General features: G+C 69.4%; 19 protein-coding genes. 12 read left to right on the top strand and 7 right to left on the bottom strand.

Annotated features, from left to right (window positions below):
• Positions 1 to 125 precede the first annotated feature (125 nt).
• Positions 126 to 881, top strand: coding sequence for a DUF4142 domain-containing protein (locus tag BLQ61_RS16475; RefSeq protein ID WP_091572861.1), 756 nt, complete (start codon positions 126 to 128; stop codon positions 879 to 881).
• An 83-nt stretch (positions 882 to 964) separates the two neighbouring features.
• On the opposite strand, the gene BLQ61_RS16470 is transcribed toward BLQ61_RS16475, so the two are convergent.
• The 4 genes from BLQ61_RS16470 to BLQ61_RS16455 form a co-directional block, all read right to left on the bottom strand.
• Complete coding sequence (locus tag BLQ61_RS16470) at positions 965 to 1,741, bottom strand: class II glutamine amidotransferase (protein ID WP_091572858.1); 777 nt, start codon at positions 1,739 to 1,741, stop codon at positions 965 to 967.
• Positions 1,742 to 1,785: 44 nt separating this feature from the next.
• On the bottom strand, positions 1,786 to 1,974 hold the full coding sequence (locus BLQ61_RS16465; protein WP_091572855.1) for a 4-oxalocrotonate tautomerase: 189 nt from the start codon (positions 1,972 to 1,974) through the stop codon (positions 1,786 to 1,788).
• Positions 1,975 to 1,990: 16 nt separating this feature from the next.
• Complete coding sequence (locus tag BLQ61_RS16460; protein WP_091572852.1) at positions 1,991 to 2,239, bottom strand: cysteine-rich CWC family protein; 249 nt, start codon at positions 2,237 to 2,239, stop codon at positions 1,991 to 1,993.
• 120 nt (positions 2,240 to 2,359) lie between these two features.
• Positions 2,360 to 4,564, bottom strand: coding sequence for a malate synthase G (locus BLQ61_RS16455; protein WP_091572947.1), 2,205 nt, complete (start codon positions 4,562 to 4,564; stop codon positions 2,360 to 2,362).
• 299 nt (positions 4,565 to 4,863) lie between these two features.
• On the opposite strand from BLQ61_RS16455, the gene BLQ61_RS16450 reads away from it, so the two are divergent.
• On the top strand, positions 4,864 to 5,796 hold the full coding sequence (locus BLQ61_RS16450; RefSeq protein ID WP_091572850.1) for a LysR family transcriptional regulator: 933 nt from the start codon (positions 4,864 to 4,866) through the stop codon (positions 5,794 to 5,796).
• Positions 5,797 to 5,838: 42 nt separating this feature from the next.
• Complete coding sequence (locus tag BLQ61_RS16445; protein WP_091572847.1) at positions 5,839 to 6,294, top strand: DUF2214 family protein; 456 nt, start codon at positions 5,839 to 5,841, stop codon at positions 6,292 to 6,294.
• A gap of 58 nt (positions 6,295 to 6,352) precedes the next feature.
• Here the strand turns inward: BLQ61_RS16445 and BLQ61_RS16440 are convergent, their stop codons facing one another.
• A complete protein-coding gene (locus BLQ61_RS16440; RefSeq protein ID WP_245704114.1) occupies positions 6,353 to 6,682 on the bottom strand; it encodes a PsiF family protein in 330 nt (109 codons plus the stop codon).
• 129 nt (positions 6,683 to 6,811) lie between these two features.
• Here BLQ61_RS16440 and argS point away from each other — a divergent pair, with 129 nt between their 5' ends.
• From argS to BLQ61_RS16405, 7 genes are all read left to right on the top strand, one after another.
• A complete protein-coding gene (gene argS / locus BLQ61_RS16435) occupies positions 6,812 to 8,491 on the top strand; it encodes an arginine--tRNA ligase (protein WP_091572842.1) in 1,680 nt (559 codons plus the stop codon).
• 23 nt (positions 8,492 to 8,514) lie between these two features.
• Positions 8,515 to 9,189, top strand: a complete 675-nt coding sequence (locus BLQ61_RS16430) for an SPOR domain-containing protein (RefSeq protein WP_091572839.1) — start codon at positions 8,515 to 8,517, stop codon at positions 9,187 to 9,189.
• Between the two features lie 101 nt (positions 9,190 to 9,290).
• The gene (locus BLQ61_RS16425; RefSeq protein WP_091572836.1) at positions 9,291 to 9,959 is read left to right on the top strand and encodes a thiol:disulfide interchange protein DsbA/DsbL; all 669 of its coding nucleotides are present in this window, start codon (positions 9,291 to 9,293) and stop codon (positions 9,957 to 9,959) included.
• A gap of 105 nt (positions 9,960 to 10,064) precedes the next feature.
• Positions 10,065 to 10,697 (top strand): lipopolysaccharide transport periplasmic protein LptA, encoded by a 633-nt coding sequence (gene lptA, locus BLQ61_RS16420; protein ID WP_091572834.1) that lies wholly within the window; start codon positions 10,065 to 10,067, stop codon positions 10,695 to 10,697.
• Positions 10,694 to 11,473 carry an LPS export ABC transporter ATP-binding protein gene (gene lptB, locus BLQ61_RS16415; RefSeq protein ID WP_091572832.1) on the top strand — a complete coding sequence of 260 codons (780 nt, stop codon included), beginning with the start codon at positions 10,694 to 10,696 and terminating at the stop codon, positions 11,471 to 11,473. Before lptA ends, lptB begins: the two co-directional genes overlap by 4 nt.
• 39 nt (positions 11,474 to 11,512) lie before the next feature.
• Positions 11,513 to 13,045, top strand: coding sequence for an RNA polymerase factor sigma-54 (locus BLQ61_RS16410; protein ID WP_091572829.1), 1,533 nt, complete (start codon positions 11,513 to 11,515; stop codon positions 13,043 to 13,045).
• Positions 13,046 to 13,081: 36 nt separating this feature from the next.
• Complete coding sequence (locus BLQ61_RS16405) at positions 13,082 to 13,525, top strand: acyl-CoA thioesterase (RefSeq protein WP_091572828.1); 444 nt, start codon at positions 13,082 to 13,084, stop codon at positions 13,523 to 13,525.
• Between the two features lies 1 nt (position 13,526).
• Here the strand turns inward: BLQ61_RS16405 and BLQ61_RS16400 are convergent, their stop codons facing one another.
• The gene (locus BLQ61_RS16400) at positions 13,527 to 15,350 is read right to left on the bottom strand and encodes a methyl-accepting chemotaxis protein (protein WP_091572825.1); all 1,824 of its coding nucleotides are present in this window, start codon (positions 15,348 to 15,350) and stop codon (positions 13,527 to 13,529) included.
• Positions 15,351 to 15,461: 111 nt separating this feature from the next.
• On the opposite strand from BLQ61_RS16400, the gene BLQ61_RS16395 reads away from it, so the two are divergent.
• Positions 15,462 to 16,748 carry a THUMP domain-containing class I SAM-dependent RNA methyltransferase gene (locus BLQ61_RS16395; protein ID WP_091572822.1) on the top strand — a complete coding sequence of 429 codons (1,287 nt, stop codon included), beginning with the start codon at positions 15,462 to 15,464 and terminating at the stop codon, positions 16,746 to 16,748.
• A 76-nt stretch (positions 16,749 to 16,824) separates the two neighbouring features.
• Positions 16,825 to 17,235, top strand: coding sequence for a PIN domain-containing protein (locus BLQ61_RS16390; RefSeq protein WP_245704113.1), 411 nt, complete (start codon positions 16,825 to 16,827; stop codon positions 17,233 to 17,235).
• Between the two features lie 104 nt (positions 17,236 to 17,339).
• On the opposite strand, the gene BLQ61_RS16385 is transcribed toward BLQ61_RS16390, so the two are convergent.
• Entirely contained in the window at positions 17,340 to 19,265 is a 1,926-nt protein-coding gene (locus tag BLQ61_RS16385) for an ABC transporter ATP-binding protein/permease (RefSeq protein WP_091572820.1), read from the bottom strand.
• Between the last annotated feature and the right edge of the window lie 266 nt (positions 19,266 to 19,531).

The following is a 19,531-nucleotide window of genomic DNA, read 5'->3' as shown; positions in this document are numbered from 1 at the left end:
CCGTTCCTACAGCCGGCAGGCGCCAGACGCTCCAACATGCAGGCACGACAGGTGTCTGGCGGCCGCACCCACGGCGGCCCCAGGCAATTTCTTTCCTTTCCCGCACCGAACCGGAGGTCCGCCCCATGCTTTTCCCACGTCTTCGCACCACTGCCGCAGTGATCGCCGGCGCCAGCCTGGGGCTGGCGGCCTGGGCCCAGGGCTCGCCGCCGAGCGTGGCACCGCCCACCTCGGCCATTACCTCGCCCGATACGCCCCCCGCCACGCGCGGCAGCAGCAACGCCGATACACCGCCCGCCAAGAACGGCAACAGCACCCCTGGCACCGCTCCTGCGGCATCGCCCAGCCAGGCCGCACCCAAGCCGAGCGACAGCAAGCCGGCACATGCCGATGCCGCCTTCATGGACGATGCCGCCCACGCTGGCCACTACGAGGTCGAGGCCGCACAGCTGGCGCTGAAGAAAGGCCAGAGCGACGCCGTGAAGGGCTTTGCCAAGCGCATGGTCGACGACCACACCGCCGCGTCGCAGCAGCTGGCCAGCCTGGCGGCCGCCAAGAACCACAAGCTGCCCGACGGCCCGTCGCTGGTACAGAAGGGCAAGCTCAAGCTGCTGGGCACGCATGACGGCGCCAAGTTCGACAAGAGCTATATCGACGCCCTGGGCCCGAAGGCGCACAAGGAAACCATCGAACTGTTCGAGAAGGCCTCGTCCAAGGCGCATGACCCGGACGTCAAGGCCTTCGCCGACAAGACGCTGCCCACGCTGCGCGAGCACCTGAAGCTGGCCGAGGAACTGGATCGCAGCATGAACGGCGCTGACAAGCACGCCACACGCGACGCGCCGCTGCACAACGACATGAAGGACAACCGCAAGAAGTAAGCCGGCCGGGCTGGCTCACCAGCCCGCTACAGGCGCCGCTCCCGCCAGGGACGGCGCTTTTTGCATGTCTGCCGTAGTGGGCCTCAGCCCTGTGCGGCGCGCAGCCGACGGCCCTGCACGAACACCGCCAGTTCGCCGGGTGCGAAGGCTGTCCAGTGCTCGTTGTTCGTGAGCGGCGCGGTGGCGATGACGGCCACGCGGTCGTCCGGCGTGGTCAGCGGCTCGAAGTCCACCTGCAGATCCTCGTCCGACAGCTGGGCGACGGCGAACGGGTGGCAGCGCTCGATGTAGTGCAGGTGCGTGCTGGCGTGCGCCCACAGTGCCTCGCCGTTGGACAGCAGGAAGTTGAAGGTGCCGTGCGGCGCGATGCGCGCGGCCAAGTCGCGCAGGGTCAGTGTCAGTTCGGCCACCGGCGGCATGGCGGCGTGCGCTTTGGACAGCTCCTGCAGCATCCAGCAAAAGGCGTGTTCGCTGTCGGTGCCGCCCACCGGGTGGAAGTGCGCGTGCAGGCGCGGGCGGAAGTCCTTCAGGTCGCCGTTGTGCGCGAAGACCCAGTAGGCGCCCCACAGCTCGCGGATGAAGGGATGGCAGTTGGCCAGCTGCACGGCACCCTGCGTGGCCTTGCGGATGTGCGAGATGACGTTGCAGCTCTTGATCGGATAGCGCCGGATCAGCTCGGCCACGGGCGAGTCCAGCGCGCGGGCGTGGTCCACGAAGTGGCGCACACCCTTGCCCTCGAAAAAGGCGATGCCCCAACCATCGGTGTGGTCGGCCGTGCGCCCGGCGCGCTGGGCGAAGCCGGTGAAGCTGAACGTCACATCGGTGGGCGTGTTGGCGTTCATGCCCAGCAGCTGGCACATGGTGCGTCCTTGTGGTCGGGGCTACGCGAGGAATGGAAGCCGGCTTATTTCTGGTCGCACCAGAGCTTGCCGCCGGTGGCCCAGTTCTCACGCTTGACGTCGGTGATCAGCACTTCCACGGCCTCGGGCGAGCCGCCCAGCACCTCGACGCTGACGCGGGTGATCTCTTCGGCCAGGCGGCGCTTTTGCTCGACGGTGCGGCCTTCGAACATTTCAACGTGGTAGGTGGGCATGGAAGTCTCCTGGAGGTCAGGGTTGGGAAATGACAGGCGTTGCGCCGGGGTGCGGCGACTCGGCCGGCACTGCCGGGGCGCCGCTGGCGCAGTGCGGGCAGAGGCAGCGCTGGCCGCGCTGGTCCTGCGGCAGCCGTGCCAGCGCCGTGCGGGCGACGGGTGTGGTCATGCACCAGCAGTCCTGCGCCGGCGCGCCAGCGGCGATGGCGCAGCCGTTGGCCTGGCCGCACAGCGGGCAGTGGCAGGGGGCGTCGGTGCAGGACATGGGGCACAAGTGTAGGGTGCCAAAGGCAACGGCACCTGCGGGTGCCGTTCTCAGGTAAAAAATGCTGCCAGCCCTGATAAATCAAGGGCTGAAAGCTATTTTTTCAGTAGCAAATCCGGCTCAGCGCTGGGCCTCGCCCGACTTTACTTTCAAGCGCCAGGCGTGCAGCAGCGGTTCGGTGTAGCCGCTGGGCTGCTCGATGCCCTTGAAGACCAGGTCGCACGCGGCCTGATAGGCGGCGGACTCGGCGAAGCGGCCGCTCATCTTCTGGTACAGCGGGTCACCGGCGTTCTGCTCGTCCACCTTCGCGGCCATGCGCTCGAAGCTCTCGCGCACCTGGCTCTCGGTGACGATGCCGTGCAGCAGCCAGTTGGCCACATGCTGGCTGGAAATCCGCAGCGTGGCGCGGTCTTCCATCAGGCCGACGTCGTTGATGTCGGGCACCTTGGAGCAGCCCACACCCTGGTCGATCCAGCGCACCACGTAGCCCAGGATGCCCTGGATGTTGTTGTCCAGCTCCTGCTGCTTTTCCGCGTCCGACCAGCTCGGGTTGGCGCTGACGGGCACGGTAAGCAGGCCGGTGAGCAGGTTGTCGCGCTCGGCGTCGGCGCTGGTCTTCTCCAGCTCGGCCTGGATGTCGGCCACCTTCACCTGGTGGTAGTGCATCGCGTGCAGCGTGGCACCGGTGGGGCTGGGTACCCAGGCGGTGTTGGCGCCGGCCTTGGGGTGCGCGATCTTCTGCTCCAGCATGGCCTTCATCAGGTCCGGCATGGCCCACATGCCCTTGCCGATCTGCGCGCGGCCGCGCAGGCCGCAGGACAGGCCGACCAGCACGTTGTTCTTCTCGTAGGCCTGGATCCAGGCGCTGGTCTTCATGTCGCCCTTGCGGATCATCGGGCCGGCGTACATGCCGGTGTGCATCTCGTCGCCGGTGCGGTCCAGGAAGCCGGTATTGATGAACGCCACGCGCGCCGGGGCGGCGGCGATGCAGGCCTTCAGGTTGACGCTGGTGCGGCGCTCCTCGTCCATGATGCCCAGCTTGACGGTGTTCTCGGGCAGGCCCAGCACCTGCTCGACGCGGGCGAACAGCTCGTTGGCGAACGCCACCTCGGCCGGGCCGTGCATCTTGGGCTTGACGATGTAGACGCTGCCGGTGCGCGAGTTGCGCAGGCCGTTGGCACCGTGGCCCTTCAGGTCGTGGATGGCGATCGCCGTGGTGACCATGGCGTCCATGATGCCCTCGGGGATTTCGCGCCCTTCAGCGCCCCACAGGATGGCCGGGTTGGTCATCAGGTGGCCGACGTTGCGCAGGAACATCAGCGAGCGGCCGTGCAGCTTGAACGGCTGACCGTCGGCGCCGGTGTACTCGCGGTCCGGGTTCAGGCCGCGCGTCATCTGCTGGCCGCCCTTGCTGAACGTTTCGGTCAGCGTGCCCTTGAGGATGCCCAGCCAGTTGCGGTAGCCCAGGGTCTTGTCCTCGGCGTCCACGGCGGCGATGGAGTCTTCCAGGTCCAGGATGGTGGACAGCGCGGCTTCCACCACCACGTCGGACACGCCGGCGGCATCAAGCTGGCCGATGGCGGTGGAGCGGTCGATGCGGATGTCGATGTGCAGGCCGTTGTTCACCAGCAGCACGGACGACGGGCTGGCAGCCTCGCCCTGGTAGCCGACGAACTGCGCGGCGTCTTTCAGGCCCGTGGTGCTGCCGTCCTTGCGCTTGACGACCAGCTTGCCAGCCTCGACGGTGTAGCCGGCGGCGTCCTGGTGCGAGCCCTGCGCCAGCGGCGCGGCCTGGTCCAGGAAGTCGCGTGCAAAGGCGATCACCTTCTCGCCGCGCTTGGGGTTGTAGCCGCGGCCCTTCTCGGCGCCGTCCGCCTCGTCGATCACGTCGGTGCCGTACAGCGCGTCGTACAGCGAGCCCCAGCGCGCATTGGCGGCGTTCAACGCGTAGCGCGCGTTCAGGATCGGCACCACCAGCTGCGGGCCGGCCTGGCTGGCCAGTTCCGCGTCGACGTTGGCAGTGGTCGCCTGCGCGCTCTTGGGCGGCTCGACCAAGTAGCCGATCTGCGTCAGGAAGTTGCGGTAGCCGGCCATGTCCTGGATCGGGCCGGGGTTGGCCTTGTGCCAGGTGTCCAGTTCCTTTTGCAGGCGGTCGCGCTCGGCCAGCAGCGCAGCGTTCTTCGGGGCCAGGTCCGCCACCACGGCGTCGAAGCCCTTCCAGAAGGCTTCGGGCGCCACGCCCGTGCCGGGCAGGACTTCGCTGTTGATGAACTGGTGCAGTTCGTTGGCCACTTGCAGGCCATGGACTTGGGTGCGTGCAGTCATGGTGGTCAATACCTTGTCAGAAGTTGTCAGGGAAGGTCGTTGTTCAGGCTCGGAGTCGGACTGGAAGCGTCTGTGGCCCAGTCTTATACAAGACTTTATTCCAAATCAAGAAGCTTATAAAGAAGCGATATATCTCTTAAATAATGACTTTTTTGCAAAAATCCCCCACACTCCGCGGCAAGGCTACGCCGCTGGACGTGCAATAGCCATTGGAAAGTTACAAAATTCATAGCTGTATGTCATTGCCCGGCGCGGACATCCGCCTTCCCACTCCCACACCCCAGCCGCTGCGTCGCACCATGGACAAACTCAAAGCCTTCGAGTCCTTCGTCTCCGTGGCCACGCGCGGCAGCCTGACGGCGGCGGCGCGTGCCGAGGGCGTGGCGCCGGCCATCATGGGCCGGCGGCTGGACGCGCTGGAGGAGCACCTGGGCGTCAAGCTGCTGATGCGCACCACGCGGCGCATCACCCTGACGCACGAGGGCAGCGCCTTCCTGGAGGATTGCCAGCGCCTGCTGGCCGACGTGGCGAATGCCGAGGCCAGTGTCTCGGCCGGCGGCGTCAAGGCCACCGGGCACCTGCGCATCACCGCGCCGGCGGGCTTTGGCCGTCGCCATGTGGCGCCGCTGGTGCCACGCTTTCGCGACCTGCACCCGGAGGTGACGATCTCGCTGAACCTGTCCGACCGCGTGGTGGACCTGGCCGGCGAAGGTTACGACTGCGCGGTGCGCGTGGGCGACCTGCCGGACTCGTCGCTGGTCAGCGTGCGCATGGCCGACAACCGCCGCCTGTGCGTGGCCACGCCCGAATACCTGCGCCGGCGCGGTACGCCGCAGCACCCCAACGAGCTGACGCAGCACGACTGCCTGACCCTGTCCAGCGACGCCTCGCAGACGCGCGGCTGGGCCTTTTTGCTGCCGCGCGCCGAGGGCGGCACCGAGGTGGTGCACTTCAAGCCGGGCGGGCCGCTGGACTGCTCGGACGGCCAGGTACTGCACGACTGGTGCCTGGGCGGCTGGGGCATCGCCTGGCGCAGCACCTGGGAGGTCGAGACCGAAATCAGCGCCGGCCGCCTGGTCGAGGTGCTGGGCGAGTTCGCCGCGCCGCCCAACGGCATCTACGTCATCTTCCCGCAGCGCAAGCACCTGCCGTTGCGTGTGCGGCTGTGGATCGAATACCTGCGCCACCACTACGCGCAAAGCGACTTCTGGTCGCGCGGGCCGGCGGGCTGAGCGCCGCCCCGTCTGTCATTGCATCGCAAAGGATCTTTCACCGTGACCACCGAAGCCCTGCTGGCCTACGGCCACATCCTGGCCATCCTGATGATGGCCGCCTTTTTAGCCAGCGAGACTGCGCTGTGCCGCGCCGAGTGGATCAACCGCGCCGCGGTCGAGCGCCTGGCGCGGGTGGATCTGCTGTCCGGCATCTCGGCGCTGGCGGTGCTGCTCACCGGCCTGGCGCGCACCTGGTGGGGCATCAAAGGCGCCGGCTGGTACTGGTCGCAGCCGCTGCTGCACGCCAAGGTGACGCTGTTCGTGGTCATCGGCGCCATGTCCATCGTGCCGACGCTGCGCTTCCTGCGCTGGCGCCGCGCGGTGCGCGCCGACGGCAGCCTGCCCACGGCCGAGCAGCTGCGCGCCACGCGGCGCATCGTCATGATCGAGGCGCACCTGGTGGCGCTGATCCCACTGCTGGCGGTGTTCCTGGCGCGCGGGGTGGGCACGCGCTGACGCACAAAACCCGCGGGCCGGCGGGCGGCGCGCGGGTATCGGCAGGGTGGCTGGCGCGTCAGGCGGCGGGCTGGTGCGCCGACAGGCATTCCTTCATGAAGGCCTTGCGCTCGTCGCCTTTCAGGGACTTGGCCTTGGCATCGGCGTTGCAGGTCTTCATCTTGTCCTGCTGCTTTTCCTGCTTGTGGGCCGACAGGCATTGCTTCATGAAGGCCTTGCGCTCATCGCCCTTGAGGGTTTTGTCCTTCGCCTCGGCGTTGCAGCTTGCCATGCGCGCCTGCTGGGCAGTGGGGGCCTTCTTGGCGGTATCGGCGGGCGCATCGGCGGCGGTGGCCAGCAGTGGCGCGGCAAGACTGACGACGGCCAGGCAGGCAAGCAGTTTCTTCAGCATGGGGGAGGTTCTCCGTAGGTGCGGGTGAAGAAGGAATGCGCCGCGACACGGCGCCGCGGCCAGCCAGCATAACGCTCCAGCCGGCCCGGGCGTCGACCGGGCCGACCCGTAGAATCCCGCCCCATCATGCTGAGTGTCAAACAGGAATTGCTCGCGGCGCTGGCCGCCGAGCTGGAGCGGCTGCAGCCCGGCGCGGGCGCCCGCGCTGCCTTCGAAAACCCCAAGGTCGCCGCGCATGGCGATTTCGCCTGCACCGCGGCGATGCAGCTGGCCAAGCCCCTGAAGGCCAATCCGCGCCAGCTGGGCGAGCAGCTGAAGGCGGCGCTGGCCGCCACGCCCACCTTCGCACGCTGGACAGACGCCATCGAGCTGGCCGGCCCCGGCTTTCTGAACATTCGCCTGAAGCCCGAGGCCAAGCAGCAGGTGGTGCGTGAGGTGCTGGACGGCGGGGCGCGCTACGGCTGGCAGGCGCCGCACGGCGACAAGGTGCTGGTGGAGTTCGTTTCCGCCAACCCCACGGGCCCGCTGCACGTCGGCCACGGCCGCCAGGCCGCCATCGGCGACGCCATCAGCCACCTGTACCAGACGCAGGGCTGGCAGGTGCACCGGGAGTTCTACTACAACGACGCCGGTGTGCAGATCGACACGCTCACCAGGAGCGTGCAGCTGCGCGCCCAGGGCGTGAAGCCCGGTGATGCCGGCTGGCCCGAGGCGGCCTACAACGGCGACTACATCCAGGACATCGCCGACGCCTACCGGGCCGGCGCCACGGTGCGCGCCGACGACCGTGAGTACACGGCCAGTGGTGACGTGCAGGATGCGGCCGGCATCCGCCAGTTCGCCGTGGCCTACCTGCGCAACGAGCAGGACAAGGACCTGGCGGCCTTCAACCTGAAGTTCGACGAGTACTACCTGGAGTCCAGCCTGTACGAGCGCGGCCTGGTGGCCGAGACGGTGCAGCGCCTGGTGGCCAACGGCAAGACCTACGAGCAGGACGGCGCGCTGTGGCTGAAGACCACCGACTACGGCGACGACAAAGACCGGGTGATGCGCAAGGGCGACGGCACCTACACCTATTTCGTGCCCGACCTGGCGTACCACATCCAGAAGTTCCAGCGCGGCTACACGCGCGCCGTGAACATCCAGGGCACCGACCACCACGGCACCATCGCGCGCGTGCGCGCCGGTCTGCAGGCGGCCGATGTCGGCATCCCGCAGGGCTACCCCGACTACGTGCTGCACACCATGGTGCGCGTGGTCAGGGGCGGCGAGGAAGTCAAGATCAGCAAGCGCGCCGGCAGCTATGTCACGCTGCGCGACCTGATCGAGTGGACCAGCCAGGACGCGGTGCGCTTCTTCCTGCTGTCGCGCAAGCCCGACACCGAGTACACCTTCGACGTCGACCTGGCGGTGGCGCAGAACAACGACAACCCGGTGTACTACGTGCAGTACGCCCACGCGCGCATCTGCTCGGTGCTGCGCGGCTGGCGCGAGGACTGGGACGTGGCCACGCTGCAGGGCGTGGACCTGTCGCCCCTCGACGGCCCGCAGGCCCAGGCGCTGATGCTGCTGCTGGCGCGCTACCCGGAAATGCTCACCGCTGCGGCCGCTGGCAATGCGCCGCACGACGTGACCTTCTACCTGCGCGAACTGGCCGCCAGCTACCACAGCTATTACGACGCCGAGCGCATCCTGGTCGATGACGAGAGCGTGAAGCTGGCGCGCCTGGCGCTGGTCGCCGCCACTGCCCAGGTGCTGCACAATGGCCTGGCGGTGCTGGGCGTGTCGGCGCCGGCCCGGATGTGAACATGGGCGCAGGCAGGAGACATATGAAACAGCAGCAACGCGGCGGCACGGTGGTAGGCGTCATCATCGGGGCTATCATCGGTTTGGCAGCGGCGCTGGCGGTGGCGGTCTACGTCACCAAGGTGCCGGTGCCCTTTCTGACCAAGTCCAGTCCGCGCACGTCCGACCAGGACGAGGCGCAGCGCAACAAGAACTGGGACCCGAACGCACCGCTGTACGGCAAGACGCCGGCCCGCCCGCCCGCACCGGCGGTGCCGCCGCCAGCTTCTGACGCCAGCAGCGCGCCCGTGGCGCCGGCCGTGGTCGGCACACCCACCCCCGCTCCAGATCGACCTGCCGCGGCTGCCAGCCGTCCCGCCCCGGCGCAGGCCGATCCGAATGCCGCCGACCCGCTGGCCGAGCTGACGCGCCCGCGTGCCAAACCGACCGCGCCGGCGCCGGCGCCCGTCAGCAACAGCGATCCGTTCGACTATTTCGTGCAGGCCGGCGCCTTCCGCACGCCGCAGGATGCCGACGCGCAGCGCGCCAAGCTGGCCATGCTGGGCTGGGAGGCGCGTGTCAGCGAGCGCGAGCAAAGCGGGCGCACGGTGTTCCGGGTGCGCGTGGGCCCGTTCAACAAGCGCGACGATGCCGAATCACTCAAGCAGAAGCTGGATGGCGCGGGCGTCGAATCGGCGCTGGTGCGCGTGCAGCGCTGACGCATGGGGGCAACGCCATGCCGCGGGAACCTTTCCCGGCCTGGTGCGGTCCATTCCCCAGTCTGGCGCCGTGCGCCGAACCTGAACGCAAGAGAGCCCTTATGAACCGTCGTGAGTTTTCCCAGTCCACCGCCTCGGTGCTTGCCCTGTCCGCGCTCGGCCTGCCACTGGTGGCCACGCCCGCGCTGGCGCAGGCGCAGGCGCAGCGCAGCTTCAAGGAGGGCAAGGACTACACCCGGCTGTCCAAGCCGGTGGCCACCGAGGCGCCGGCCGGCAAGACCGAGGTGGTGGAGTTCTTCTGGTACAGCTGCCCGCACTGCAACACCTTCGAGCCGACCTTCGACGCCTGGAAGAAGGCCGCTCCGGCGAGCCTGGCGATCCGCCGCGTGCCGGTGGCCTTCAACGCCAGCTTCGTGCCGCAGCAAAAGCTCTATTACGCGCTGGAAGGCATGGGCAAGCTGCCCGAGCTGCACGCCAAGGTGTTCCGCGCGGTGCATGTCGAGCGCCTGCCGCTGAACAAGGACGAGCTGATCTACGAGTGGGTCGCCAAGCAGGGCGTGGACGCGGCGAAGTTCAAGGAGGTCTACAACTCCTTCACCGTGTCCAACCAGATTCGCCGCGCCACCCAGCTGCAGAACGACTACCAGGTCGAGGGCGTGCCCTCGATGGGCGTGGCCGGGCGCTACTACACCGACGGCACCATGGCCGGCGACATGGATAACGTGCTGCGCGTGGTCGAGTACCTGGCGGCCCAGGCACCCAAGGCCTGAGCGGCCCACTTCGCCTGCTGCCAGGGGCGCGCCGCGGGCGCGCCTTTTTTTCGCGCCCGGCCGGGCAGAATGCCGTGGCTACAATCATCGCAAGATTCGTGCCCCATGACCTTTCGCCTGCTTCTATCCTCCCTGTGCGCCGCCCTGGCGCTGGCCTGGGTGCCCGCCGCCCACGCGGAAAAGGCCGACCGCAACAAGCCCATGAATATCGAGGCCGATGCGCTGCGCCATGACGAGCTGCAGCAGGTCACGGTGTTCACCGGCCACGTGGTCATGACCAAGGGCTCGATCGTGCTGCGCGGCGCGCGCCTGGAAGTGCGCCAGGACGCCAGCGGCTACCAGAGCGGCGTGGTCACCGCCGACAAGGGCCAGCGCGCTTTTTTCCGGCAAAAGCGTGACACCGCGCCGGGCGCACCCGAGGAATTCGTCGAGGGCGAGGCCGAGCGCATCGAGTACGACGGCCAAGCCGACGTGGTGCGCCTGATCCGCCGCGGCGAGCTGCGCCGCTACCGCGCCGGCACGCTGAGCGACGAGCTGACCGGCGCGCGCATCGTCTACAACAACGCCACCGACGTGTTCACCGTCGAGGGCGGTACGCAGGCGCAGGGCGCTGGCGGATCGGGCGGCCGGGTACGCGCCGTGCTCGCACCCAAGGAGGCGCCCGCGGCCCCGAAGTCGCCAGCGGCGCCGGCCGCGCCGCTGCGTTCCAGCCCCGCCCTGGACGGCGCCAAGCCGTGAGCGCGGCCGCCGCAACCCCGTCCGCCGAGGCCGGCGGCAGCCATCTGCAGGCGCGCCACCTGCGCAAGTCCTACGGCGGCCGGCAGGTGGTCCAGGACGTGTCGCTGTCGGTACAAAAGGGCGAGGTGGTGGGACTGCTGGGTCCTAACGGCGCCGGCAAGACCACGTCGTTCTACATGATCGTCGGGCTGGTGCGCTGCGATGGCGGCGCCATCGCCATCGACGGTCACGACGTGACCGACATGCCGATCCATCGCCGCTCGCGCCTGGGACTGTCCTACCTGCCGCAGGAAGCCTCGATCTTCCGCAAGCTGAACGTACAGGACAACGTGCGCGCGGTGCTGGAGCTGCAAAAGGACCCGGACGGCCGGCCGCTGGCGCGCGCCGAGATCGAAGAGCGCCTGACCGGCCTGCTGCAGGAGCTCCGCGTGGACCACCTGCGCGACTCGCCAGCCGTCGCCCTGTCCGGCGGCGAGCGCCGGCGCGTGGAGATCGCCCGCGCCCTGGCCACGCAGCCGCGCTTCATCCTGCTGGACGAGCCGTTCGCCGGCATCGATCCCATCGCCGTGATCGAGATCCAGCGCATCATCGGCTTCCTGAAGGCGCGCGGCATCGGCGTGCTGATCACCGACCACAACGTGCGCGAGACGCTGGGCATCTGCGACCATGCCTTCATCATCAGCGACGGCAGCGTGCTGGCGCAGGGCACGCCGTCGGAGATCGTCGAGAACGCGGAAGTGCGCCGGGTGTACCTGGGCGAGCACTTCCGCATGTGACGCGATGGCCCGCCGCCCCGGCGCCGGCCGCCTGGCGCGATGAACCGGCCCTCGCTCAGCCTGCGCGTCTCGCAGCAGCTGGCGCTGACACCGCAGCTGCAGCAGTCCATTCGCCTGCTGCAGCTGTCCACGCTGGAGCTGGAGCAGGAGGTCGGCCAGTTGCTGGCCGACAACCCGTTCCTGGAGCAGGCCGAGGACGAGGCACATGCCGAGTCGCAGGATGCTTCTGTTTCAATAGCTAAAGACCCATATTCCAAGCAGACTGAGGCCGAGAAAGACCCGCAAACCGAAGAAGTAGGAGGCCCCGACGCGCCCGAGCTGCCGGCCGCCGCCGACCAGCTGGACTGGGAAGGCGAGGGCGCCAGCGACGCTGACTGGGGCCTGGACGCGCCCGGCCGCCCAGCCGGCACCGGCGACGATCAGGCCGACGCCATCGACCTGGCCGGCCACCACGAAAGCCTGGCCGAGCACTTGGCGCGCCAGGCGCTGTCGCTGCGCCTGTCGCCCGAGGACGCGGCGGCGCTGGCGCTGCTGATCGGCTCGCTGGACGACGACGGCTTCCTGGACGAGGCGTTGCCGGCGCTGGCCGACAGCCTGCTGGGCGCGCACTGGGACCATGAGCGGCACGAGGAGCTGATGCACCGCCTGACCATGGCGCTGGCCCTGCTGCAGAGCCTGGAGCCGGCCGGCGTGGGCGCGCGCGACCTGGCCGAATGCCTGCGGCTGCAGCTGCGCGCGCTGCGCCAGGAGGGCGGGGTGGAGGGGCCGGTGCTGGACGCCGCGCTGGCGATTTGCGACCAGCCCCTGGAATGGCTGGCGCGGCGCGACGTGCGCCGGCTGGCGCTGGCCTGCGGCGCCAGCGACGAGCACACGCGCGCCGCCATCGCCCTCATCGCCCGGCTGGAGCCGCGCCCGGGCCGGCGCTTCGCCGACGTGCGCCAGCTGGCGGTGGTGCCCGACGTGATCGTGCGCAAGAGCGGCAGCGGCGCGCAGCAGCGCTTTGTGGTGCAGCTCAACCCGGCGGTGATGCCGCGCCTGCGCGTGCACGAGCAGTACGCCGGCGCGCTGCGCGCACAGCGCGGCGCGCACCCGCAGCTGCAGGCACGGCTGCAGGAGGCGCGCTGGTTCATCAAGAACGTGCAGCAGCGCTTCGACACCATCCTGCGCGTGTCCGAGGCCATCGTGCAGCGCCAGAAGAATTTCTTCGTGCATGGCGAGCTGGCCATGCGCCCGCTGGTACTGCGCGACATCGCCGAGGAGCTGGGCCTGCACGAGTCGACCATCTCGCGCGTGACCACCGCGAAATACATGGCCACGCCGCAGGGCACCTACGAGCTGAAGTATTTCTTCGGCTCCGGCCTGGGCACCGAGACCGGCGGCAACGCCTCCAGCACCGCAGTGCGCGCGCTGATCCGCCAGCTGGTCGCCGCCGAGGACCCGGCCCGGCCGCTGTCGGACAGCCAGATCGCCGAGCTGCTCAAGGAGCAGGGCATCGAGTGCGCGCGCCGTACCGTGGCCAAGTACCGCGAGGCGCTGAAGCTCCCCACGGCCAGCCTGCGCAAGACGCTCTGACCGGAGTTCCCGTTTTCTTTTCCCCGTAGGTTTTTCATGGCCCGCATCGTCTTCGACCTTCCCGCGCAGTTCGGTTTCGCCACCGAAGTGCAGGTCTACATCAGCCACGTCAACCAGGGCGGGCACTTGGACAACGCCCAGCTGCTCAGCCTGGTGTCCGAGGCGCGCGTGCGTTTCTTCCAGTCGCTGGGCTATGCCGAGGCGGACGTGGCCGGCCTGTCCACCGTGGTGGGCGACGTGCTGGCGCAATACAAGTCCGAGGCTTTCCATGGCGAGACGCTGCGGATCCAGATGACGCCGCAGGACTTCAACCGCTACGGCTTCGACCTGGTGTTCCGCATGACCGAGAAGTCCCAGGGGCGCGAGGTCGCGCGCGGCAAGACCGGTATCGTCTTCATCGACCGGGCGCAGCGCCGGCCGGCCCCCATTCCCGAGGCCGTGCGCGGCTTGCTGCTGGCCGCCGCGGCGGCATCCACATAGGTCAGGTCAACAGCCGCTGCCCGGCTGCTCCCTGCGGGAGCTTGAATGCGGCCACCAGCTGCGCCAGATCGTAGGACTGCTGGCGCAAGGATTGCGCGGCCGCCGTGGCCTGCTCGACCAGCGCGGCGTTTTGCTGGGTGCCCTGATCCATCAGGGAAACGGCCGAGCCGATTTCGGCAATGCCGGTGCTTTGCTCCTGGCTGGCGCTGCTGATCTCGGCCACGATGGCGCTCACGCGGCGGATGCTGTGCTCCACCTGGCCCATGGTTTGGCCGGCGTCCTGCACCAGGCGACTGCCGGCGTCGACCTGCCGCACCGAATCGTCGATCAGCTCCTTGATCTCCTTGGCCGCGGTGGCGCTGCGCTGGGCCAGCTGGCGCACCTCGGCGGCGACCACGGCGAAGCCCCGGCCCTGCTCGCCGGCCCGGGCGGCCTCCACCGCAGCGTTGAGTGCCAGGATGTTGGTCTGGAAGGCAATGCTGTCGATGACGCCGATGATGTCCTCGATCTTGCGCGAGGCGCTGTTGATGCCGGCCATGGTGTGCACCACCTGCTCGACGGCGGCGCCGCCTTGCCGGGCCACCTGCGATGCGTCCTGCGCCAGCGTGTCGGCTTCCCGGGCGTTGGCGGCGTTTTGCTGCACGGTGGCGGTGATCTGCTCCATGGCGGCGGCGGTCTCTTCCAGCGAGCCGGCCTGCTGCTCGGTGCGTGCGGACAGGTCATTGTTGCCCGTGGCGATCTCGCTGCTTGCATTGCGCACCGATTCGGCGGCTTCGCGCATGCGCAGCAACACCGCGGCGATCTTGTCGGCGAACTGGTTGAAGGCCTGCGCGATCTGCGACAGCTCGTCGCGGCCCGAAGCATCCATGCGCCGCGTCAGATCGCCCTCGCCCGAGGCGATGCCCTGCAGTGCATCGCGCACCACTGCCAGGCGGCGCAGCATGCGCGCCACGACCCAGGCCATCACCAAGCCCGAGGCCAGCACGAACAGCACCGTGCTGAGCCCGGCCACGCGGCCGAGGCGGTCGAGTGCGGACAGGGCATCGGCCTTGTCGGCTGCCACGGCCAGAATCCACGGCGTACCCTTGACGCTGGCAGCGTAGAGCAGCTGGGGCCTGCCCTCGATGAGGAGTTCGCGATGCCCCTGCTGGCCCGCCAAGCCGGTGAGCAGCGCGGAATCAAGCTCGGGCGCCAGCTCCTTCACCGGTTTGAGCGCCAGGGCCTGGTTGGCGTGCGCCAGGATGGCGCCGGTGGTGCCATCGATCAGGAAGGCGAAGCTCTGGCCGGTGGCGCGAATGGCGGTGACTTTCTTCACCACCGTGCTCAGGTTGATGTCCGAGCCCACCACCGCCAGCGTGCGGCCCCCTTCGGTGACAGGCTGAACCAGGCTCACCGTGAGCTGGCCGGTTGCCGCATCCGGGTAGGCTGGCGTGATCGCCGGCCCGCCCGCGGCCACCGCCTGCTTGTACCAGTCGCGCGTGGTGCCATCGAAGCCTTCGGGCCGGGGCTGTGTGAAGGCATGGCGCTTGTCCGCCATGACGAAGTAGGCCAGGTCCAGCCCGGCCATTTCAGCGGCCTGCAGGAAGGGCAGGGGCTGCTCCTGGTGCACGGCGATCTGCAGCGAACCGGTGAGCTGCTGCCTGTCGGCGATCCACTGGCCCAGCTCGGCGGCATGCTGCTGCGTCAGCCCCCCGATGCGCTCGTCCAGCGCCTGCAGCATGTTGGACCGGACGACCACGTACACCACCAGGGACAGCCCGAGCAGCGACAGGGTGGCGACAGCGACGCTGACCCCGATCAGGCGGGCGCGCAGACTTTGGAGCATGGAATTTCCGTATTGGTTGGTAGATCGTGCTGGATGCTACTGGCGGCGCCGGATGTTGGGGGTGCCCATGCAAAAGCCCGGGTGCCGCAACGCGTATGCTTGTGGCACTTTATGAACACCCTGCAACTTTTCCTGCCTTGCGCCGCTGGCGTCGAAGGCTTCCTGGCCGACGAAGTGCACGGCCTGACGGGCCTGTCCGACCACGATCTGCTGGTGGGCCGCGGTGGCGTGCTGCTGCGCGCCGCCTGGCGCGACGCGCTGCTGCTCAACCTGCACAGCCGCCTGGCGCAGCGCGTGCTGGTGCGCTTGGGTGAATGCTCCTACCGCGGCGAGGACGACCTGTACGCCCTGGCGCAGGGCATCGCCTGGGAGGCCTGGTTCACACCGCGCCAGAGTTTCAAGGTCGAGGTCACCGCGCAGTACAGCCCCCTGAAGAGCCTGAATTTCGCCGCGCTGCGCGTCAAGGACGCAGTGGCCGACCGCTTCCGCGCCAAGGCCGGCGTGCGCCCGGACGTGCAGACGCGCTGGCCCGACGTGCGCCTGCACCTGCACCTGACGGCCGACGAGGCGCAGATCTACATCGACACCTCGGGCGAGCCCCTCTTCAAGCGCGGCTGGCGCGAGGACAAGGGCGACGCGCCGCTGAAGGAAACCCTGGCCGCGGCCATGATCGCCGCCACCGGCTGGGACCCGCACGGCGATGCGCCGCTGCCGCTGTACGACCCCTGCTGCGGCAGCGGCACGGTGGCCATCGAGGCGGCGCAGATCGCCTGCCGCATCGCCCCGGGCCTGACGCGGCGCTTCGCCTTCGAAAAGCTCCTGCCGTTTCAGTCGCATGTCTGGCACGCTATCAAAAGCGAAGCTAACAGCGCAGCCGTGGCGCCGGCTGCGCCGGTATTTGGCAGTGATATTGCGTACCGGATGGTCGATTTTGCCCAGCGCAACGCCGAGCGCGCCGGCGTGTCGCACGCGCTGCAGCTGCGCGGCGGCGACGCGCTGCAGCGCCTGCCGCCGTGCGAGCAGCCCGGCGTGCTGCTGCTGAACCCGCCCTATGGCGAGCGTATCGCCGCCGCCGGCAGCGCCGGGCGCAACGCGCGCGAGCGCATGGGCCAGGTGCAGCGCGTGGGCCGCGAGAGCGCGCAGACCGAGGACGGCGGCGACTTCTTCGCCCAGCTGGCCGCGCACTGGAAGAAGCACTACGCCGGCTGGCAGGCCTGGATGCTCACGCCCGACCTGAAGCTGCCCGGCCAGATGCGCCTGAAGGAGTCGCGCCGCGTGCCGCTGTGGAACGGGCCGATCGAGTGCCGGCTGTTCCGCTTCGATCTGGTGGCGGGCAGCGCGCGCGTACGCCCGCCGCAGCCCACGCCGGGCGCAGCGGACGGGAACGCCAGTGCCTGAGTCCGCCGGCTGCGGCGCCGATCCGGCAGCGCACGCCGGCTGCGCTCCGTTTCGGCCTGCCGATGGAGGCCGACCGGTGGTGGTGGACACCAACATCGCGCTGGACCTGCTGATGTTCGGCGACCCGGCGACCGCGTCGCTGCGCCGGGCGCTGGATGCTGGCCGGCTGCAGTGGATCGCCACGCCGCCCATGCGCTGCGAGCTGGCGCTGGTGCTGGCCTACCCACACATTGCCGCGCGCCTGCAACGCCAGGCGCTGGACGCCGTCGCCGTGCTGGCCGGCTTCGACGCCCGCGTGCGGTTGCTGGAGGAGGCGCCGCGCGCCGGCTGCGTCTGCAAGGACGCCGACGACCAGAAGTTCATCGACTTGGCCGCCGCGCATGGTGCGCTGCTGCTGTCCAAGGACCGCGCCGTGCTGCGCCTGCGCAAGCGCCTGGCCGAGCGACATGGCGCGCAGGTGGCGGCGGCGTGTCCTGATGGCGTCTGATCGGGGCCTGGCCATGCCAAGTCCAGCACCCCAGTGCCCGGTCGTGAAGTGCCTGGCACGACCCGTCTGCGAGACGGCGCACCCGGGGTGCGCCGGTACGCGCCCTATTCGTCGAACACGAAGCCTTCCGCCGGGTGCAGCGCCCAGCCGCCGTCGCCCAGCAGCTGCAGCACCTGCGTGTGGTGCGCCAGCACGGCCGGCCGGTGGGCGATGCTGATCAGCGTGGCGCCGCTGGCGCGCAGGCGGGCGTATAGCGCGGCCTCGTTGGCGCTGTCCAGCGCGCTGGTGGCCTCGTCCAGGATGACGGTGTGTGGCGCATGCGCCAGGACCCGGGCGAAGGCCAGGCGCTGCTGCTCGCCCACCGACAATTCCTTGTCCCATTCGCGCACCGCGTCCAGGCCGCCCACGCGCTGCGCCAGCTCGGGCAGCTGCACCTCCTGCAGGATCTGCAGCAGCCGCGCGTCGTCCACGCCGTCCAGCGCCTGCGCCGGGTACAGCAGTTGGCTGCGCAGGCTGCCGGGCTGCATGTAGGGGCGCTGCGGCAGGAAGAAGGTCTCCAGCGCCGGTGGGTGCTGCAGCCGGCCCTCGCCGGTGCGCCACAGGCCGGCGATGGCGCGCAGCAGCGAGCTCTTGCCGCAGCCGCTGGGGCCGGTGATCAGCAAGGCCTCGCCCGGCGGCAGCTCCATCCGCAGGCCGCGCACCAGCAGGCGCGTGCCCTGCGGCGTATACAGCGTCAGGTTGTCGATGGCCAGATGCGGCCCCTCGGCGCAGGCGATGCGCGTGTCCGCGGGCGCTGGTGCTTCGTCCGCCGCTGCCGTGGGCCGGGGCTGGCCACTGCGCCGTGCCTGGCGCCGCGCGCGGCGCAGCTGGCGGCGCCGGCGGCGCTCGTCGCGGCGTTCGGCGCGCGTGGCGGCGGGCTCGTGCGGCTCGTGCTCGGCCGGCGCGCCCAGCAGCGCCTGCGCCAGCGTGTGCAGCCGCCCGATGCCGGCGACGAAGCGGCTCAGGCTCTCGAAGTTGTCCACGATCAGCGACACCGAGGCCAGGATGGCGGCAAACGCGCCGCCGGCCTGGATGGCGCGGCCGACCTCCATCTCGCCCGACAGCACGGCGTCCGCCAGGATCACCGCCGGGATGACCACGGTGAGCTGGCTGAAGCCGCGCTGGAACAGGTTCAGCGAGCGCTGGCGCCGGATCAGCTGCGCGAAGTTGTGGAACGCCGCGTCGAAGCGTGTGTCCAGCAGCGCGCGCTCCTGCGCCTCGCCGCGGTAGAAGGCAATCGACTCGGCGTTCTCGCGCAGGCGCATCAGCGCGAAGCGGAAGTCCGCCTCGCGCCGCAGCTGCCAGAAGTTCAGCCGGATCAGCGGCGCGCCGTAGACCCACAGCGCGATCACGGTGCCGGCCAGCGCGTACACCGCCAAAAAAGCCACCAGCAAGCGCGAAATCGACCACAGCACGGCGCTGAAGGCCACCAGCTGCATGAACGCGCCCAAAAAGATCAGCAGGAAGTGCGTCGAGCGCCCGGTGAAGGTGTTGATGTCCTCGCTGATGCGCTGGTCCGGGTTGTCGATGCCGCCCTGCGCGGCCAGCTCGTAGTAGCGCCGCCCGCCCAGGTAGCCGTCCAGGAAGCGGTGCGTAAGCCAGCGCCGCCAGTGGTTGGCGAAGGCATCGCGCATGTAGTAGTAGAAGGCATACACCGGCACCGCGAAGCCCAGCACGATCAGGCAGCCGATGACCTCGGACCAAAAGCGCTCACGCTCGCGCGCGGCCAGCGCCGAGGTGATCTCGCCGGTGCGCTCGACCAGCAGCACCGCCAGCTGGGTCTCGCACAGCATCAGCAGGATCAGCAGGCCCAGGCGCGTCCAGGCCGCCATCCGCTGCTCGCCCTTCCAGTACGGGCCGGCGACGGCGGCGAACTGGCGCCAGCCGGCCAGGGTCAGTGCGGGGGTGGAGACTTCCAGCGAATCGTCGGCGCCAGCGGGCGCCACCGGCGGCTGGGCCGGGGATGGGGTATCAGAAGAGCGGGTAGCCATGCTGCGAAGGCCGAAAACTGCGGCGCGGTGCCAAAAAAGAGAGCGGGCAAACCCGAAAAAACGCAAAAGCCGCGTGGCTGCAACCAAACGTCATGGCTGCATCAACGCGCAGCCACGATAGGCCCGGTGGCCGCTACAGGACTGTCGGACGCCGCGCCAGCCCGGCACCGGCGGCTGGCGCGACACGCGGCAGCCGGTGCCGCCTGCCGCGGGGCCATGCCGCGCGCCCCATGGAAAAAACCCGCCGCAACAGTCTGCGCATGCGT

This window comes from Oryzisolibacter propanilivorax, assembly GCF_900103645.1.
Classification (GTDB): domain Bacteria; phylum Pseudomonadota; class Gammaproteobacteria; order Burkholderiales; family Burkholderiaceae_C; genus Melaminivora; species Melaminivora propanilivorax.
The sequence above is the reverse complement of the archived record's forward strand: the minus strand, read 5'-3'. Positions and strand labels throughout refer to the sequence as shown.

Coding starts and splice junctions, on each gene's coding strand:
- BLQ61_RS16475 (WP_091572861.1), top strand. CDS start 126: ATGCTTTTCCCACGTCTTCGCACCACTGCCGCAGTGATCGCCGGCGCC.
- BLQ61_RS16470 (WP_091572858.1), bottom strand. CDS start 1,741: ATGTGCCAGCTGCTGGGCATGAACGCCAACACGCCCACCGATGTGACG.
- BLQ61_RS16465 (WP_091572855.1), bottom strand. CDS start 1,974: ATGCCCACCTACCACGTTGAAATGTTCGAAGGCCGCACCGTCGAGCAA.
- BLQ61_RS16460 (WP_091572852.1), bottom strand. CDS start 2,239: ATGTCCTGCACCGACGCCCCCTGCCACTGCCCGCTGTGCGGCCAGGCC.
- BLQ61_RS16455 (WP_091572947.1), bottom strand. CDS start 4,564: ATGACTGCACGCACCCAAGTCCATGGCCTGCAAGTGGCCAACGAACTG.
- BLQ61_RS16450 (WP_091572850.1), top strand. CDS start 4,864: ATGGACAAACTCAAAGCCTTCGAGTCCTTCGTCTCCGTGGCCACGCGC.
- argS (WP_091572842.1), top strand. CDS start 6,812: ATGCTGAGTGTCAAACAGGAATTGCTCGCGGCGCTGGCCGCCGAGCTG.
- BLQ61_RS16430 (WP_091572839.1), top strand. CDS start 8,515: ATGAAACAGCAGCAACGCGGCGGCACGGTGGTAGGCGTCATCATCGGG.
- BLQ61_RS16425 (WP_091572836.1), top strand. CDS start 9,291: ATGAACCGTCGTGAGTTTTCCCAGTCCACCGCCTCGGTGCTTGCCCTG.
- lptA (WP_091572834.1), top strand. CDS start 10,065: ATGACCTTTCGCCTGCTTCTATCCTCCCTGTGCGCCGCCCTGGCGCTG.
- BLQ61_RS16410 (WP_091572829.1), top strand. CDS start 11,513: ATGAACCGGCCCTCGCTCAGCCTGCGCGTCTCGCAGCAGCTGGCGCTG.
- BLQ61_RS16405 (WP_091572828.1), top strand. CDS start 13,082: ATGGCCCGCATCGTCTTCGACCTTCCCGCGCAGTTCGGTTTCGCCACC.
- BLQ61_RS16400 (WP_091572825.1), bottom strand. CDS start 15,350: ATGCTCCAAAGTCTGCGCGCCCGCCTGATCGGGGTCAGCGTCGCTGTC.
- BLQ61_RS16395 (WP_091572822.1), top strand. CDS start 15,462: ATGAACACCCTGCAACTTTTCCTGCCTTGCGCCGCTGGCGTCGAAGGC.
- BLQ61_RS16385 (WP_091572820.1), bottom strand. CDS start 19,265: ATGGCTACCCGCTCTTCTGATACCCCATCCCCGGCCCAGCCGCCGGTG.